The organism is Arenibacter latericius DSM 15913 (assembly GCF_000424985.1).
Lineage (GTDB): Bacteria > Bacteroidota > Bacteroidia > Flavobacteriales > Flavobacteriaceae > Arenibacter > Arenibacter latericius.
In genome coordinates this window covers 125969-141310 of the sequence record NZ_AUKX01000008.1, presented here as the reverse complement: position 1 = coordinate 141310, position 15342 = coordinate 125969, and the positions used below count along the sequence as shown (strand labels likewise).

Annotated in this window: 17 protein-coding genes; 3 read left to right on the top strand and 14 right to left on the bottom strand. The window is 36.9% G+C overall.

Features of this window, described 5'->3' with window-relative positions:
* Positions 1-24: 24 nt before the first annotated feature.
* The 14 genes from atpG to H344_RS0105585 form a co-directional block, all read right to left on the bottom strand.
* Entirely contained in the window at positions 25-885 is an 861-nt protein-coding gene (atpG, locus tag H344_RS0105650; RefSeq protein WP_026809422.1) for an ATP synthase F1 subunit gamma, read from the bottom strand.
* Between the two features lie 159 nt (positions 886-1044).
* Positions 1045-2625, bottom strand: a complete 1581-nt coding sequence (gene atpA, locus H344_RS0105645) for a F0F1 ATP synthase subunit alpha (protein WP_026809421.1) — start codon at positions 2623-2625, stop codon at positions 1045-1047.
* A 58-nt stretch (positions 2626-2683) separates the two neighbouring features.
* Entirely contained in the window at positions 2684-3223 is a 540-nt protein-coding gene (gene atpH / locus H344_RS0105640; RefSeq protein WP_026809420.1) for an ATP synthase F1 subunit delta, read from the bottom strand.
* 9 nt (positions 3224-3232) lie between these two features.
* Positions 3233-3733: a F0F1 ATP synthase subunit B gene (locus H344_RS0105635; protein WP_026809419.1), complete on the bottom strand. Its 501-nt coding sequence runs from the start codon at positions 3731-3733 to the stop codon at positions 3233-3235.
* Positions 3734-3819: 86 nt separating this feature from the next.
* Positions 3820-4011, bottom strand: a complete 192-nt coding sequence (gene atpE, locus H344_RS0105630; protein ID WP_026809418.1) for an ATP synthase F0 subunit C — start codon at positions 4009-4011, stop codon at positions 3820-3822.
* Between the two features lie 34 nt (positions 4012-4045).
* Positions 4046-5122 carry a F0F1 ATP synthase subunit A gene (gene atpB / locus H344_RS0105625; RefSeq protein ID WP_026809417.1) on the bottom strand — a complete coding sequence of 359 codons (1077 nt, stop codon included), beginning with the start codon at positions 5120-5122 and terminating at the stop codon, positions 4046-4048.
* Between the two features lie 118 nt (positions 5123-5240).
* On the bottom strand, positions 5241-5633 hold the full coding sequence (locus H344_RS0105620; RefSeq protein ID WP_026809416.1) for a DUF6168 family protein: 393 nt from the start codon (positions 5631-5633) through the stop codon (positions 5241-5243).
* Positions 5633-5863 carry an AtpZ/AtpI family protein gene (locus tag H344_RS0105615; protein ID WP_026809415.1) on the bottom strand — a complete coding sequence of 77 codons (231 nt, stop codon included), beginning with the start codon at positions 5861-5863 and terminating at the stop codon, positions 5633-5635. The genes H344_RS0105620 and H344_RS0105615 overlap by 1 nt, the downstream gene beginning before the upstream one ends.
* Positions 5841-6269, bottom strand: a complete 429-nt coding sequence (locus H344_RS0105610; RefSeq protein ID WP_026809414.1) for a bactofilin family protein — start codon at positions 6267-6269, stop codon at positions 5841-5843. The genes H344_RS0105615 and H344_RS0105610 overlap by 23 nt, the downstream gene beginning before the upstream one ends.
* A 3-nt stretch (positions 6270-6272) precedes the next feature.
* Positions 6273-8831 (bottom strand): type IX secretion system periplasmic lipoprotein PorW/SprE, encoded by a 2559-nt coding sequence (porW, locus tag H344_RS0105605; protein ID WP_026809413.1) that lies wholly within the window; start codon positions 8829-8831, stop codon positions 6273-6275.
* 329 nt (positions 8832-9160) lie between these two features.
* Complete coding sequence (locus H344_RS0105600) at positions 9161-9883, bottom strand: ABC transporter ATP-binding protein (RefSeq protein WP_026809412.1); 723 nt, start codon at positions 9881-9883, stop codon at positions 9161-9163.
* A gap of 14 nt (positions 9884-9897) precedes the next feature.
* Positions 9898-11370: a DUF5687 family protein gene (locus H344_RS0105595; protein ID WP_026809411.1), complete on the bottom strand. Its 1473-nt coding sequence runs from the start codon at positions 11368-11370 to the stop codon at positions 9898-9900.
* Positions 11371-11431: 61 nt separating this feature from the next.
* A complete protein-coding gene (locus tag H344_RS0105590; protein WP_026809410.1) occupies positions 11432-12121 on the bottom strand; it encodes a hypothetical protein in 690 nt (229 codons plus the stop codon).
* A gap of 20 nt (positions 12122-12141) precedes the next feature.
* A complete protein-coding gene (locus tag H344_RS0105585; RefSeq protein WP_026809409.1) occupies positions 12142-12480 on the bottom strand; it encodes a PadR family transcriptional regulator in 339 nt (112 codons plus the stop codon).
* A gap of 180 nt (positions 12481-12660) precedes the next feature.
* Between H344_RS0105585 and H344_RS0105580 the strand changes: the two genes are divergently transcribed.
* The 3 genes from H344_RS0105580 to H344_RS0105570 all read left to right on the top strand — a co-directional run bounded on the left by H344_RS0105580 (position 12661) and on the right by H344_RS0105570 (position 15329).
* Complete coding sequence (locus H344_RS0105580) at positions 12661-13710, top strand: ferredoxin--NADP reductase (protein WP_026809408.1); 1050 nt, start codon at positions 12661-12663, stop codon at positions 13708-13710.
* A 112-nt stretch (positions 13711-13822) separates the two neighbouring features.
* Positions 13823-14326, top strand: a complete 504-nt coding sequence (locus H344_RS0105575) for a DUF2480 family protein (protein ID WP_026809407.1) — start codon at positions 13823-13825, stop codon at positions 14324-14326.
* A 70-nt stretch (positions 14327-14396) separates the two neighbouring features.
* Positions 14397-15329: a DUF3078 domain-containing protein gene (locus H344_RS0105570; protein WP_026809406.1), complete on the top strand. Its 933-nt coding sequence runs from the start codon at positions 14397-14399 to the stop codon at positions 15327-15329.
* The last annotated feature ends 13 nt before the right edge of the window (positions 15330-15342 follow it).

Sequence of the window (15342 nt, the reverse complement as noted above, 5' to 3'; positions counted from 1 at the left end):
AATTTGACTTCGCTTACGCTTCGTCTAATTGTTTAACGCTTCCGCTCCACCAACAATTTCTAAGATTTCGCCGGTAATAGCAGCTTGTCTTGCTTTGTTGTAGGTTAGGGTTAACTGATCTCTTAGTTCCGTTGCATTATCAGTTGCCTTGTGCATCGCGGTCATACGCGCACCATGCTCACTAGCAAAGGAATCTAATACGCCTTTAAACAATTGTGTTTTAAGGGATTTTGGTATCAATTCCTCAACAATTTCCGCCTTAGTAGGCTCGTAGATATAGTCAGACATCCCATCAGAATCTCCTTCTATAGGAACTATTGGTAAAAACTGTTCTGTAGTTACTATTTGCGTTGCTGCATTTTTGAATTTGTTGTAAACAATTTCAATCTTATCATAGGTTCCGTTAGAAAATAGTTCCATTAGCTCCTCTGCAATGTCAGCAACATTTTCAAAAGTAAGGCTGTCAAAAAGATCACTGTGATCTGCAATTACCTCACCTCTTTTTCGCAAGGTATCATTAGCTTTTTTGCCTATTGCCATAAAATCTACCTCTTTACCTGCGTAAGTGGTATTGATTAAATGGTTGCTTTGCTTGATGATATTTGAGTTAAAGGCCCCGCACAAACCACGATTAGAGGTGATTGCAACGATAAGCACTTTGTTTACTTCGCGATTTTCAGAATAGATACTCCCCGAATCACCTTCCAAACTTGCGCTAAGTCCCTGTAATAATTCTGATAACTTATCAGAATAGGGGCGCATGGCGGTAATAGCATCCTGGGCTTTCTTCAACTTAGCAGCAGATACCATTTTCATGGCACTGGTTATCTGCATGGTAGAGGATACCGAGGTAATCCTATTTCTTATTTCTTTTAAATTGGCCATCTTTCTTGGTGTTGAGTAATGAGTTTAATTTGTAATAATCATAAAGGGAACAACATTTTTATTTACTAATGGTAAAACTGCTTTTCCCAAATGGTATCACTAATTGTCATTACACATTTTGTACATAAGACTATTTATTGGATACCTAAAACCGCAATACTAGCCTTTATATTTTGCCGATAATTCCTTAGCAACCTTAGTTAAAACGTCAATTACCTCATCGGTTAATTTACCTGCTTTTAACTGATCTAAAGTTGCACGATGTTTAGCGTTTAAGAATTCGATGTAATCTTTTTCAAATTCTTTAACTTTAGTAACAGGAACATCTCTTAACAAGTTCTTAGAACCAGCGTAGATTATAGCAATCTGATCTTCTACTGTAAATGGATCGTTTTGTGCTTGTTTTAGAATTTCTACGTTTCTACGTCCTTTCTCAATAACGTTTAGTGTAGCAGCATCTAAATCGGAACCAAACTTGGCGAAAGCTTCTAGTTCACGGAACTGAGCTTGGTCTAGTTTTAGTGTTCCAGCAACTTTTTTCATGGATTTAATCTGAGCGTTACCACCAACACGTGATACTGAAATACCCACATTAATTGCAGGACGAACCCCTTGGTTAAATAAATCCTGAGTTAAGAAAATCTGACCATCTGTAATAGAAATTACGTTGGTTGGAATATATGCAGAAACGTCACCTGCTTGCGTTTCAATAATAGGAAGTGCTGTTAAAGAACCACCACCTTTTACCATCGGTTTTAACACTTCTGGCAAGTCGTTCATATTCTTTGCAATAGCATCATCTGCGATTACTTTTGCAGAACGCTCTAATAATCTAGAGTGAAGGTAGAATACATCCCCAGGATATGCCTCACGTCCTGGTGGGCGTCTTAATAATAGAGAAATCTCACGGTAAGCAACAGCTTGTTTAGATAAATCATCATAAATGATTAAAGCTGGTCTACCAGTATCTCTAAAGTATTCTCCAATTGCAGCACCTGCGAAAGGAGCATAAACCTGCATAGATGCAGGGTCAGAAGCGTTAGCGGCTACAATGGTAGTATAGGCTAAAGCACCATGCTCTTCCAAGGTTTTAGCAATAAGCGCTACTGTAGAAGCCTTTTGGCCTATAGCAACATATATACAGTAAACAGGCTCACCTGCATCGTAAAATTCTTTCTGGTTTAGAATGGTATCTACACAAACAGTAGTCTTTCCTGTCTGACGGTCACCAATTACCAACTCCCTTTGTCCTCTACCTACAGGGATCATGGCATCAATTGCCTTAATTCCAGTTTGTAATGGCTCGGTAACTGGCTCACGGAAAATTACCCCTGGAGCTTTACGCTCTAATGGCAATTCGTATAGGTCTCCTGTTATAGGTCCTTTACCGTCTATTGGATTTCCTAAGGTATCTACAACACGCCCAACAATACCTTCACCTACTTTAATAGATGCGATAGTTTGGGTACGCTTTACAACAGAACCTTCTTTAATGTCTCTGGAAGGGCTCAACAATACCACACCAACATTATCTTCTTCCAAGTTAAGAACGATACCTTGAAGTCCGCCTTCAAACTCTACCAACTCCCCGTATTGAGCGTTGGATAGTCCGTATACTCTGGCGATCCCATCACCAACATTTAATACGGTACCTACTTCGTCTAAAGAAGCTGATGCTTCAAATCCCGATAATTGTTTCCTTAATATTGCTGATACTTCAGCGGCTTTAACTCCTGCCATTTGTTATAGATATAAGATTAGGACTAAATTGTTAATCAATGTCGCCCAAAGTAATTATTTATAAACTATTTGTAAATTCTCTTCTTAGATTCTCCAATTTATGGGCGATACTCGCATCGTATTGCGTATCTCCAACCCTTAAAATAAAGCCTCCAATAATACTCTTATCCACCTTGTTTACCAAGTTGGATTTATTTCCGGTAAGTTGAACTATCTTATTCTGGATCTTCCCTTCCAATTCTGCTGTTAAAGGTACTGCAGTGGTTACGGTAGCAACCTCCTGTCCTTTTCTAGCTTCATTTAAGATGATAAACTTTTCTGCCACGATATTTAACATGGAGATTCGTTTGTTCTCTACCAAAATAGTTAATAGGCCTTCCGTTACCGGATTACTGCCTTTAAAAATTGCGGATAAGGCATCTTTTTTAGATTCACCTTTTAGCAGTGGACTGCCCAACATTTCACGAAGCTCTGGACTTCCCGAAATAGTGGTCATTATTTTTCGCATGTCCGCTTCCACTTCTTCGGTAGCTTTATTTTCTACCGCCATGCCCAAAACTGCCTTTGCGTAACGTACCGCTGCTCTAGATTCGTTCATTTTTTAACCTTAGTTAAGCTTAATATCACTTACCATTTCCTCTACCAACTTTAATTGTTTTCCTTCTTCAGAAAACTTCTCCTTAATTACCTTTTCGGCAATTTCCAAGGAAAGGGTAGCTACTTGGTTTTTTATATCGGCTACTGCCGCTTTCTTTTCACCTTCGATAGCAGTTTTAGCCTGACTTATCATATTGTCTGCCTCTACTTGTGCAAGTTCTTTAGCATCTGCAACAATCTTCTCCTTCATTTCGCGAGCCTCCTTTATCATGCTGTCGCGCTCCATACGTGCTTCTTGTAATAAACGTTCGCTATCTGCAGTAACGTTTTGCATTTCTTTTTTGGCATTCTCTGCTGCCTCTAAAGCGTTCTTTATGCCAGACTCTCTCTCATCAATTGCATTAAGAATAGGTTTCCAAGCAACTTTACGTAAAACGACTAACAGTATAATTAGCAATAACAATTGCCAAAAAAACAATCCAAATGAAAACTGTTCTATTAATTTCTCCATGTTGTAATATTATAATATATGCGTTTAATAATTAAATGGTAAAAAGAACAGCTATAACCAACCGTTATAGCTGTTTCTTTGTTTGATTAAGATGCGAATAACGCAGCGAAACCGATACCTTCGATAAGAGCGGCAGCAATCAACATTGCTGTTTGAATCTTACCGGAAGCCTCTGGCTGACGTGCGATGGCATCCATAGCAGAACTACCAATTTTACCGATACCGAAAGCAGCACCGACAACTATTAAACCAGCTCCTACAATTGTTGGAATTTCCATAAATATATATAATTAATTATTAAACATTCTACTTTTAGTGATCCTCAGGTTCTTCTACAGCCATCCCAAAATAAAGGGCAGATAGCATAGTGAATATATACGCTTGTAGGGCGGCTACCAACAACTCTAGGAAAGAAAGTGCGCTTGCCAATACAAATGACATGGAGCTTCCTAACCAGCTTTTGAAGATAAACATCATCCCTAGAATACTCATTAAAATTAAGTGCCCAGCTGTAATGTTCGCGTAAAGTCGAATCATTAATGAGAAAGGCTTTATAAGGGTTCCTAATAATTCTATTGGAGCCAAAACTATTTTCATGAATACTGGTACTCCTGGCATCCAGAAGATATGTTTCCAGTAATTTTTATTTGCGGTAAAGGCAGTGATGAAAAAGGTGAACATTGCCAAGCAAAATGTTACTGCAATATTATTGGTAACGTTTACTCCTAATGGGGATAAACCTAATAGGTTAATGATCCATATAAAGAAAAATACGGTTAATAAATACCCCATGTATTTTTTATAGTGCTTTTCTCCAATATTTGGGATAGCAATGTCATCTCTGATGTATAAAATGATAGGCTCTAAGGCACGTCCTATCCCTTTTGGAATCATGTTGCCTTTGTAGGTTTTAGCCATTCTGCTGAACATGAAAATCATAAGTAGAGAAACTACAATGATAAACACCACGTTTTTAGTAATGGAGAAATCCAAAGGTTTTACGTTGGTAGCATGTCCTTCTTCATCGTAATTTATAGTGCCTTGGGCGTCTGTTTTTACTATCTTTCCGTGATATAAGGCGTAGTGTTCGCCATCTACTTCGGCAACAGCCTGTCCGTGATCAAATTTGGAAGATGAAAACACCTTTAGGCCATTGTCCCATAAAATTACAGGTAAAGGAAAGCCAAAGTGCTCATTGTTCTCTTCATCAATTGTGTAGAGAGTAAAATCGTGCGAATCAAGTAAATGATGGGCTATAAACTCTTTTATTTCTGCTTTTACGCTTCCGTTCTCTTCCGCAGAGGAATTGTCCGTTTCTTGTGCAAAAGCATTGAATCCCAAAAGGAGTGTGGCAACTAAAAGAATCTTAACGTAAAATGGTTTTTGCATATCGCTGTAAATATCGGTCTCGAAAAATCCGTGCAAATGTACGCTTTTATTTAAAAAAGAAAAAAGCATTGAACGGTTTATTTTTTAGCGTAATGCAAATGGCCTATATGTCATAAAATCAGGGTAAACTATTTAACATTTTAGCGGCAAAGAAGGTTTCTACTATTAACCCTACTGAATATGGGACGAAGAAAGTAGAAAACTCTATAGGTTCCATGTTGCCATCCATGTTGTAAACGGGGTAGAAAACTATAAAAAAGAGAACAAACTTTAACATACTTCCCGCTAAAAATAAAAATCCTAATTGGTGTTTTAATGCAGTTCTAAGAATATAAAGAATAGAAAAAATTAATATGGTTAGGATGATGTTAGATGCATAGGCTAATATAATCATATGATTAAACAAGGGTAAACCTTTGGAGTAAAGTACTAGTAGGTGTAGTCCAAAAGCTAATAGACTGAATAGTACAATAGAGAAATAAAAACTGTAGAGTAGATTTTTTTTAAACATTAATTATTTACACGTTTCAATTGTTGAATAACAAGATAAATTGAAATAACAACCCCTATAAGGGTAACAATAATGGTAAAGGTATTAGATTCCATTTCAAAATAGGCATCTAACCACTTCCCGCCTTGTGCTGCTAAAAAAATGATGATTCCCATTTGTATAGCAACTCCAGTTAGGATAGCTGCATTCCTTAAGCCGTTATTTTTTTTAGGTGGTTTTTGTGGTTCCATTAATATTAGTGGTGTTTTGGGTTGCGGTGCTTCCCGTCTTGGCGTTTTTCCCTTTCATGGTACAGGAAGCGTTAAAGGTGGCTCCTGGTTCTACGGCAAGCTTAGCTACGCTAACTGTACCGTCTATAACTGCAGATGATTTTAAGGATAATAGGTCGTTAACGATTAGTTCGCCATTAAAGTTTCCTTCTATATCGGCTTTTGCGCACTCTACTTTTTCTTTTATATATCCACCAGAACCAATTACTACCTTTCCTGAGGTTTTTACATTGCCTTCTAGTTCACCGTCTATTCTAAAATCTGCTTCGGAAACAATATCTCCTTTTATTTTAGTAGTTTTTCCTATTCTGTTTGGTTGTCCGCTTGGTTCAGCGATGGCGCGAGATTTTTTGTTGTCTGAAAACATATCTTAGAGTTTTGAGTTTATGGATGAGCTTTTATATTCTTCTAAATTTTTATGTACTTGGATGATCTTATAATTGGCTGATGAGATTACAAAATTCTTGTCGTTAATTCTATAATCTTTGTTTTTTTGGATTAGCTCGGTGTACCCAAGAGCAAAATCCTTGGCTCTAAAACCATGGACAACTACGAAAACCTGTTCTAGGTTGTAAACATCCATAGAAACTTGGTTTCTGTATTTTAACTCTTTGATAGAATTTTCTAAAAGCTCCTTTAATCGCAGTGCTTTTTTGCTGTCTTGGGTCTTAAGAGGAAACACCACCTTCCAATTCCCGGTACCAATACTTTCGGTTTCAGTTGAGAATTCTTTGTTTTCTAGTTGCGGCAATTGCTCGGCAACCATGGTTTGTGCTTGTTTACCTTCTTGAGAATTAGGGTAGTTGAGGGCTACGTAATTCAAAGCTTCTTTAAATTCTTCAAAGCCTTGTAACCTTCCAATAGAATTCGCTTTTAGTATTTCTAACTTAGGTACAATAGGGTCTCCTATGTATTTATTTATCTGTTCTTCGGTTCCCGTAATAACATTTAGGAATTCTTGATTTTGGTATTTTTTATACAATTGCCCATATATCGCCTCAGGGCTATTGCTGTCTTCGGCTAGTATTGCTTGTGGGTTACGTAGTATTTCCGCATAGCGCGATTCTGGATGATTTTTAATGATATTGTACCTCATATCTACTGCTAGCGGGTTGTTTTCTTCCTCATAAATCTTAAACAGATTGTATTTAGCAGGGATGATGAGTCGCTCTTCAGGGTTGGAATTAAGGACACTCTCTAGTTTTCCGATGGCTAAGAGGTTCTCCTTAAATTTCTCTTTGTATATAAGTCCTAATTGATAATTGGCAAAGTTGCGTTCGGTTTTTAGGCTGTCTATATAATTTTCATCTGTGGGAATCTGGCCCATGTAAAATTCCACATTGTATTTTTGCTCATCTCCAATATTCGCTATGGCGTTGGTATTTTGCTTGTCATTATTTATTCCGATTTCTTCCATGTTTTGAACCCTACTTTTGTTAGACCATCGCCAATCGTCTTCTAGAGTTCTACTTCCCCATTTGGATTTAAAATCGTTCTTGCCGTAGCTAAGGGTGGTAATATTATAGAAATAAAACTTTCCCTTATTCTCTTTGCCTCCCTTTGTTTTCATGAAAGTTGCAAAACCTTCATTAGTAGTTCTGGATTCCTTCTCTTGTTTTTTTTCTGCAGCTGCTTTTAGTTCTGCTATGTGGTTCTCAAAATAAGCCTGACGCTCGCTTATTGAAAGTTGGTATAATCCAATAACACTATCGGTATATTGCGCTATTTCCTCATACTTTATTACATCTTCTAGATTGTCTAGTTTCTTTTTAATCTGCCGATATAACTTAGTATTTTCATTTACATTCTGAAGTACACTGTCATAATATGCACCGGAAGTGCGATAGTTGTTCTGATCAAAATTGTAAATTGCTAAATCCTCATAGTTAAGCGCGTTTAGTTGAGGCATGTTACTTGTAGCCCTAAGCGACTTATTGTAATATACCAAAGCAAGGCTGTCTGTTTCTTCTGCTGCATGAAACGTTGCCAATTCTCGATATATTTTATTTAAAAAAGGCCTGTTTTCTCTGTCTTCTTCTAGTTTTACCAAATATTGGTGAAGCGCATCTCTATTATCAGGAGTAAGCTCAGTGTTTTGTATTTTTTGAATATGTGCGTTGATCATGTAAACGCGGGGCGACTTCCTATTAAGGGCTATTACCTTATTAAAAGCATAGTTAGCACTGTCTTTATGTCCCATTTGATTGAACAATTGACCGATGATGTACAAATACCGACCTTTCTCTGGGTTTTTCTTGGTATATGCTGTTGCAATCTTTAGTTGCTGTATTGCAGTATCTGGAACATTTAGATTAATATATGCTTGCGCCATCATCGCATGTGTGTCAGCATATTCTTGATCCTTTAATTTTTCTTGTTTTAGGAGACGTTTTAAGTTTTTTATTGCTAACTCTTCGTTTTGTAAGCGAATATTAACTTTTTCTCTCCAAATAGTTGCTTCGTTAAGTTTGTCGCTATTTGCGTATCTATTTAGGATATAATTAAACGCTTCAAGGGCAGGCATATACCTTTGGTCAAAATACCTAGCTTTTCCCAAGAGGAGGAATGCCTCGTCCGTTTGCGGATTGCGTTCCCTATTCTTAATTTCCATACTGTGCTTTTGTATGGCCTTGGCAGCTTTTTCCTCCGCAATAAGAAAATTAGGGTTGTTATCTTCCGAATCTAATTTTAGGTCTTCGGTAACCTCCAAGCGTTCTACGGGCAATAGCTCCCAATAATTATCTTGGTATTCGGCATTTAACTCTTCGCGGCCCTCTTCAAAGGCAAGATTGCCATTGTACAAACTATTGTATTTGGTGTTTAGGGCATGCCAGCTTCTATTAAGCATAGCATCTTTCTTGGTAGAGCAGGCACTAAATGCTAGTCCACCAACAACAGATAATAATATTAGATTGTTGCGAAGCTTCAAAATTCAATTTATTCGTACGTATCCTAAAACTTAAAAATAACGCGTTTATTATGCAGTTAGTCGGTAAAAGTAGAAATATTTATATCGTTTGTAAATTGTAAGTGCAAAAGTGGTTGAAATTTTACAGTTTACTCCTTTATTCAAATAATTAGAATTGTGTAGAAACTTAATCAGTTAATAATAAATAAAAAGGGCTACCTAACAATACAGCTGCTTTTGTGTTGGTACTAGGAAATTGCTAATGAAAGTACCAATTTATTTAATTCTAGGGGCAGAACCTATTTCACTTTAATAGCTCACTATTGGGAGTATTCTATATAATAAGATGCTTATCCTAATTGACTTTTAGGCATGCCTTCGCTTTCAAAAAAGACTTCCAGTTCTTTTAGGGTTTCTGTAGAAGTGCGGATGTCCTTAACGGTTTCTCCCTTCTGTAGCACTACAATACGCTCACAAACCTCCGTAACATGGATTAAATCATGACTAGAAATTAATACCGTAACTTCTCTGTTATTGGCGAGTTCTTTAATTATACCTTTCAGTCTAATTTGTGTAGTGGGGTCTAGGTTAGCAAATGGTTCGTCTAAAATAATCACTTCTGGTTTCCCGATAAAAGAGGCCACAATACCTACTTTTTTCTGATTTCCTTTAGAGAGGTCGCGCAAATATTTTTTCTGTCCAAGAATCTCTCCATGGAAGAAACCTTCGAACTCTGGCAAGAGCGCATCTATATCGGCTTTGTTCTGTCCTCTTAATTCACCTATGAAATAAAAATATTCTTCGGGGGTTAGGTACCCTATCAAGAAGGTTTCGTCTATAAAGGCAGAAGTGAATGGTTTCCATGCTTCGCTCTCATCTATCAAAACGCCGTTATTAATAATGTGGCCGGTAGTTGGTTGAATAAGATCTAACAGTAGGCTGAATAGGGTGGTTTTCCCTGCCCCGTTGTTTCCTACTAGGCCAAAACTCTGTCCTTTAGGAATTTCCAAATTCGCTATATTCAATACCGTAGCGCTGCCATAGGTCTTGGTTATATTTTCAATTTTAATCATAAAATATCTTATTGTTAGGCTTTTTGCTTATAGGCAGCCAGCGTTTTATACTTTTCTTTTTTATAAATATGCTCAATCATTTTAAACACCTTGTTTTTAAAGGCAAATCCAAGTACGCCTGCCATGACAACAAAAATATAACCTGCGGTAGGATTAATTAAGTAGTGCCCTAAGGCATAAAAACCTAGCGGTAAAATTAATTTTGGTAGCGTAAGAAGTAGTGTTTTGGAATTAAATGCTTGTTTGTCTCCAAACGCCTTTTTATTGGAGCTAAGGTCTATAGGTGTTTTTATATAAGCTCCGCCCCAGAGCACCAAGTAAGAATTGACTCCAATATTATAAATAGCACCAACAATTATCGCTAAATAGGCATCCAGTCCAAAATAGAGATAAAAGGAAGCTAGTACTGTAGTTATAATGGTGGCAATAACCATTAGATACCACTTAGAGTTTAGATACTCCTTGTACTTTATATTTTGACTCATCATTAGGGGATAGTATGCACTATCCCAGCTAGGAACAAATTGACCAAAACTAAATAGGAAGCCGCCTGAAACGAAAATCCCTGCAAATATCTTCCAAACTGGGCCATCATAAGCCTCTATTCCTCCGGTAAAAAACAGCAGCCCATAAAAAATAAAAAGGAAGCTCATTATAACGGAGGTCTTAGAGCGCTTGTTTCTTTTGATAAGCTTAATATCATTCTTTAAAAAGGTGCCCAAATTCCCAAAACGGTTTAGCCAGGTGTAATCTTCTGTCTTGGCGACCGATTTTTTGCTTGCTAATCCTGCATCTAAATACATATGTCTTCTAAAATAGGTAAAGGCAGATACAGCAAGGGCAAATAGCATAACCCACGGTAATAAGGCGGTAAGTGGGATTTGGTATAAGGCATTAAATAAGGGCGCTGTGTATTGGGTGATGTCGAAAAGATTAAAATATTGACAAGCACCCATAATGGTGATAAAGGCCAAAACGGCATAGAATACTTGATCTTTATTATTTACCAACACATTGATGAAATTGTTGCAAAAGATTAAGGCCATAATTCCCAATTGCCAAGCAATAACTCCTGTGGGGTTGTAGCCTTCAACTAGCAGTACTATGGCGAAGGGTAAAAAGAAGAAGGTGTGAGACCAATTAAAGAAAGAAATCACTGTCTTTCCTAAGGAATATCCTACTACCTGATTTTTTTCTACCGGTAGGTATAATAGAGGCTTTATGTTGGTGATAGGCATTTTTTGTAGCATATACCTCAAATAAAGATCAGCCACCAAATAGTAGATTAAAAACTGGTTGACTACCTCTAGTGGATCACCCCATCCCTCTTTTTTAATGATATAATAGGCGCCAACGCCCATTGCTAAGAATACGAACATAAAATAGAGAGCCCCAAAGATCATTAGGATTTTTATGCCCAAATTAGATTTAAAGGAAGCGGACCTAAAAAAGGATATCCACTCAAGGGTAAGAAAGTGTTTCAGCATACAAGTGTTTGGTTATTACTCATCGGTTAGTATAAAACGCATAAGATTTGTTACAGCGAAATTATGCAATTCTGTATTCGGGATAGGTTTCTTCTAGTAGTTCTTCTGCCTTTTGTGGGATAATGTTGGTGACTATATGAAGAAATAAGCATATGCATGGGAGTCCATTAGAGATGAGAATTAACCACCACTCAGATTGTAGGTTTTCTGAGTTAATATTCCATGAAAATAAATATATGGGCATAAAACCGACATTTAAATAACCTAAATGTTGAAAAATGAGGTCTTCCATAATCCATCTTCTTTCTTTGGAGCGTTGTTGCTTTCTAAATTTGAAAGTTTTATAAAACATAAATAGCAAAGACATAAAGTAAACCCCGTAAACAACCCCGATTCCTATTTCGGCAGGTAATAGTCGTAATAGTGTATAGCAAACTGCTATTAAAAAAACGGTTAATGCAACTTTAGGGAAGGTAAAATAGTCCTTAAAAAAACGCCAGATATAGGCCAGATATCGTTTTTCCATAGCTTTTACCCTTTCAGAAATAACGTCTTGAAATCCGAAAACTCCAAATTTTTTAAACTCCCTGTTTAAGGCTTCTTTAAAATTAAGCTGAGGATTTTCTTTCCATTGTGCTTCAATCCCATTGCTTAAGTGATCTACTAACTCGGTTTGCAAGTCGTAATGCTCCACAAAGTGGTCACGGGTAAAGGTATAAAGCTCCTGTATTTGCGTTGGATTAACTTTCATATTATGCTATTTTGTAGTAATCAATCTAAACTCAACTTTGGGTTTACTAATTGCTGCATGGTTCGGATAAAATCTTGTAATTCTGTTAAGCGGTTAACGGTCTCCTTTTCTCCAGCTTCGGTAAGTTTATAATACTTTCTTATTCTATTGTCCACCTTAGCAACCTCTACTTGTAATAAGCCTTCTGCCTCTAACTTATGTAGAGCAGGATACAATGATCCTTCTGTAATCTTTAATTCATCCTTGGTAATCTCCTTTACCTTTTGGGTAATTTCGTACCCGTACATTTTCCCTTGCTCTTCTAAGAGTTTTAGAATGATGATATTTAAACTTCCTTTGTATAATTTGGAACTCCTCATATTAAATGACAAAACGTAATAGATGCACACTTTTTCTATGGTTGAAACAATGGGCGGACTATACTTTAGACAATAAAAATAGGGAAATTTCATATACCTAAGCATCCTAGGTATGTTTTTTTTAGGAAATCCCGTTTTAAATCGTCCTTGCTTTGCTTAATTTTGCGCCAAAGATTTAATATGGCCCATTTTTATTCACTTACGGTTCAAAAAATTAAGCAGCTTACACCAAATTCAGTTGCAATAACATTTACTATTCCAAAGGAGCTGACCCAGGCTTTTGCGTTTACGGCTGGACAGTATATAACGATTAAAAAAGAAATTAAAGGCAAGGAATTGCGTAGAGCATATTCCATTAGTTCTTCTCCTAAATCGGATTCTATTACCATAGGGGTGAAGAAGGTAGATAAAGGCGGGTTTTCTGCATATGCTCATAGTAAATTAAAGGAAGGGGATGTGTTAGAGGTTATGCCGCCTGAAGGTAGGTTTATATTTAAGCCTAGTAGTAGCCCTAAAAATATAGCTGCTTTTGCTGCAGGTAGTGGAATTACTCCAATTATGAGTATTGCTAGAACGGTACTAGACAGCAATCCTAAAAACACCTTTGTACTGACGTTTGGGAATAAGTCTTATAAAGAAACCATGTTCTATACGGATTTGGTGAAATTGCAATTGGACTATCCAAATAGATTCTTTGTTTACTTTATATTGAGTCAGACTCAGGAAGACAAATCTTTATTTGGAAGAATAGATACTTCTACTATAAACTATGTGCTAAAGAATAAACATAAGAACGTAACGTTCAATGATTTTTATCTCTGTGGTCCAGAAGCTATGATTCACTTGGTGAAAGATCATTTAAAGGAAAATGAAATTACCGAGGATAAGATTCATTTTGAGTTATTTACCGAAACTGAAATTAAGGACGAACTTCCGGAAAATTTAGAAGGTAAAACCGAGGTGAAGGTAATTTTAGACGATGAGGAGTTTTCGCTTTCTATGGATAAAAATTCTATTGTTCTTGATGCGGTATTAAAAGAAAATATTGACGCTCCATATTCTTGTCAGGGTGGAGTTTGTAGTAGTTGTATCGCTCGGATAAAGGAAGGGAAGGCCGAGATGGTAAAAAATCAAATTTTAACCGATGGTGAAATTGCCGAAGGATTTATTTTAACGTGCCAAGCGCATCCAACCACCCAAACATTAACGGTGGATTATGATGATGTATAACGTTATCTAACGATGGCGTATTGTTAAAGGCTGTAACTGGTCTAGACTCAGAGAAATAGTTATTTTAGAGTCTTTATGCTGTAATGTCTTCATTTTTGCTTAAATTTTAAATATGTCAGAGATAGTAAATCGCGTTGCGAATAGTAAATTAATCACCTTTGATCTGGAGGATTACTATCCTAAAGGAGAAAGGGTGCTTTTAGATATAAAGGATTGGCTGTACGAAGGCTTTATACTTCGGGAAAAGGAATTTAGACAGCATTTGGAAGATCACGATTGGAGCCAATACCAAGATTGTTATGTTGCTTTAACTTGTTCTTCAGATGCAATTGTTCCTGGTTGGGCTTATATGCTTATAGGTACCAAACTAGAGCCTTATTGCAAGAGAATGGTTGTTGGTGATTTAGAAATGTTAGAATCTTCCTTATATCAAGATATTTTGGCAAATTTAGATGTGTCGGAATTCGAGGGGAAACCAGTTATCGTTAAAGGGTGCTCTCATAAGCCCGTGCCCTCAAATGCCTATTTATGGGTCACTGCAAAACTGCAGAAGGTTGCAAGAAGTGTTATGTATGGGGAGGCTTGTTCCTCTGTGCCGCTCTTTAAGGCAAAATAACTGGCGATAAAATACATTTTCCATATCTAGTTTCTTAATTTTGCTGTAAATACAATAAACACAGACTATTATGAAAAAAATTGTACTCACATTGATCGTTCTTATGACGATCCAAGTAGGTTTTTCCCAAACCTTGGAAGAACTAAAGGCGGAGAAAAGTCTTAAAACCGACTCTATTGCGGCAATTCAAGGAAGGGTAGATGCTATCAAGGCAAAGATAAAGGCGCTTCCAGGATGGAAAAAAGGAGCTTTCGGAACTATTGGTGCCAGTCTTTCTGGATTTAACAACTGGTATGCCAAAGGTGCCCCTAACTCTAGTGCAGGGAATATAGGTGTAACCGTTAATGCCTTTGCAAACCTTAACCAGGATAAGTACTTTTGGAGAAACTCCCTTAATGTAAACCTTGGTTGGGTAAAGTTTGATGATAAGGATATTGATACCGATGATGATAGCTTTCGCTCTTCTACAGATGTATTTACCATAACCTCTCTTTATGGTCAAAAGCTTAGCGAGAACTTTGCGATCTCGGCTTTAGGGGAGTACAAAACAACCATTATCGATAATTTTAACGATCCTGGTTATTTAGATCTTGGTTTAGGTGCTACATGGACTCCTATAACCGATTTAGTGGTGGTGATACATCCGTTAAACTATAACTTTGTTTTTAGTAGTGGAGATACTGTTTTTGAGTCTTCTTTAGGTGCTAAGATTGTAGCAGATTACACCAGACAATTAGGGAAGGTAAACTTCAAGACCAATCTGTCTATGTTTCAAAGTTATAAGTCTTCTGACTATTCTAACTGGACTTGGACCAACTCCTTTGGATATACCTTGTGGAAAGGTATTGGGTTAGGGTTCGAGTTTGGATTGAGGGATAACAAGCAAGAAGCTTTAAACTATGCTATAAATAATATGGCTGTGACTGATCCCGAGCCTACTTTTGGTAACGTGGATAACGACCTGCAAACATATTGGTTGTTTGGACTTAATTATTCTTTTTAAGGAATTAAAAAAT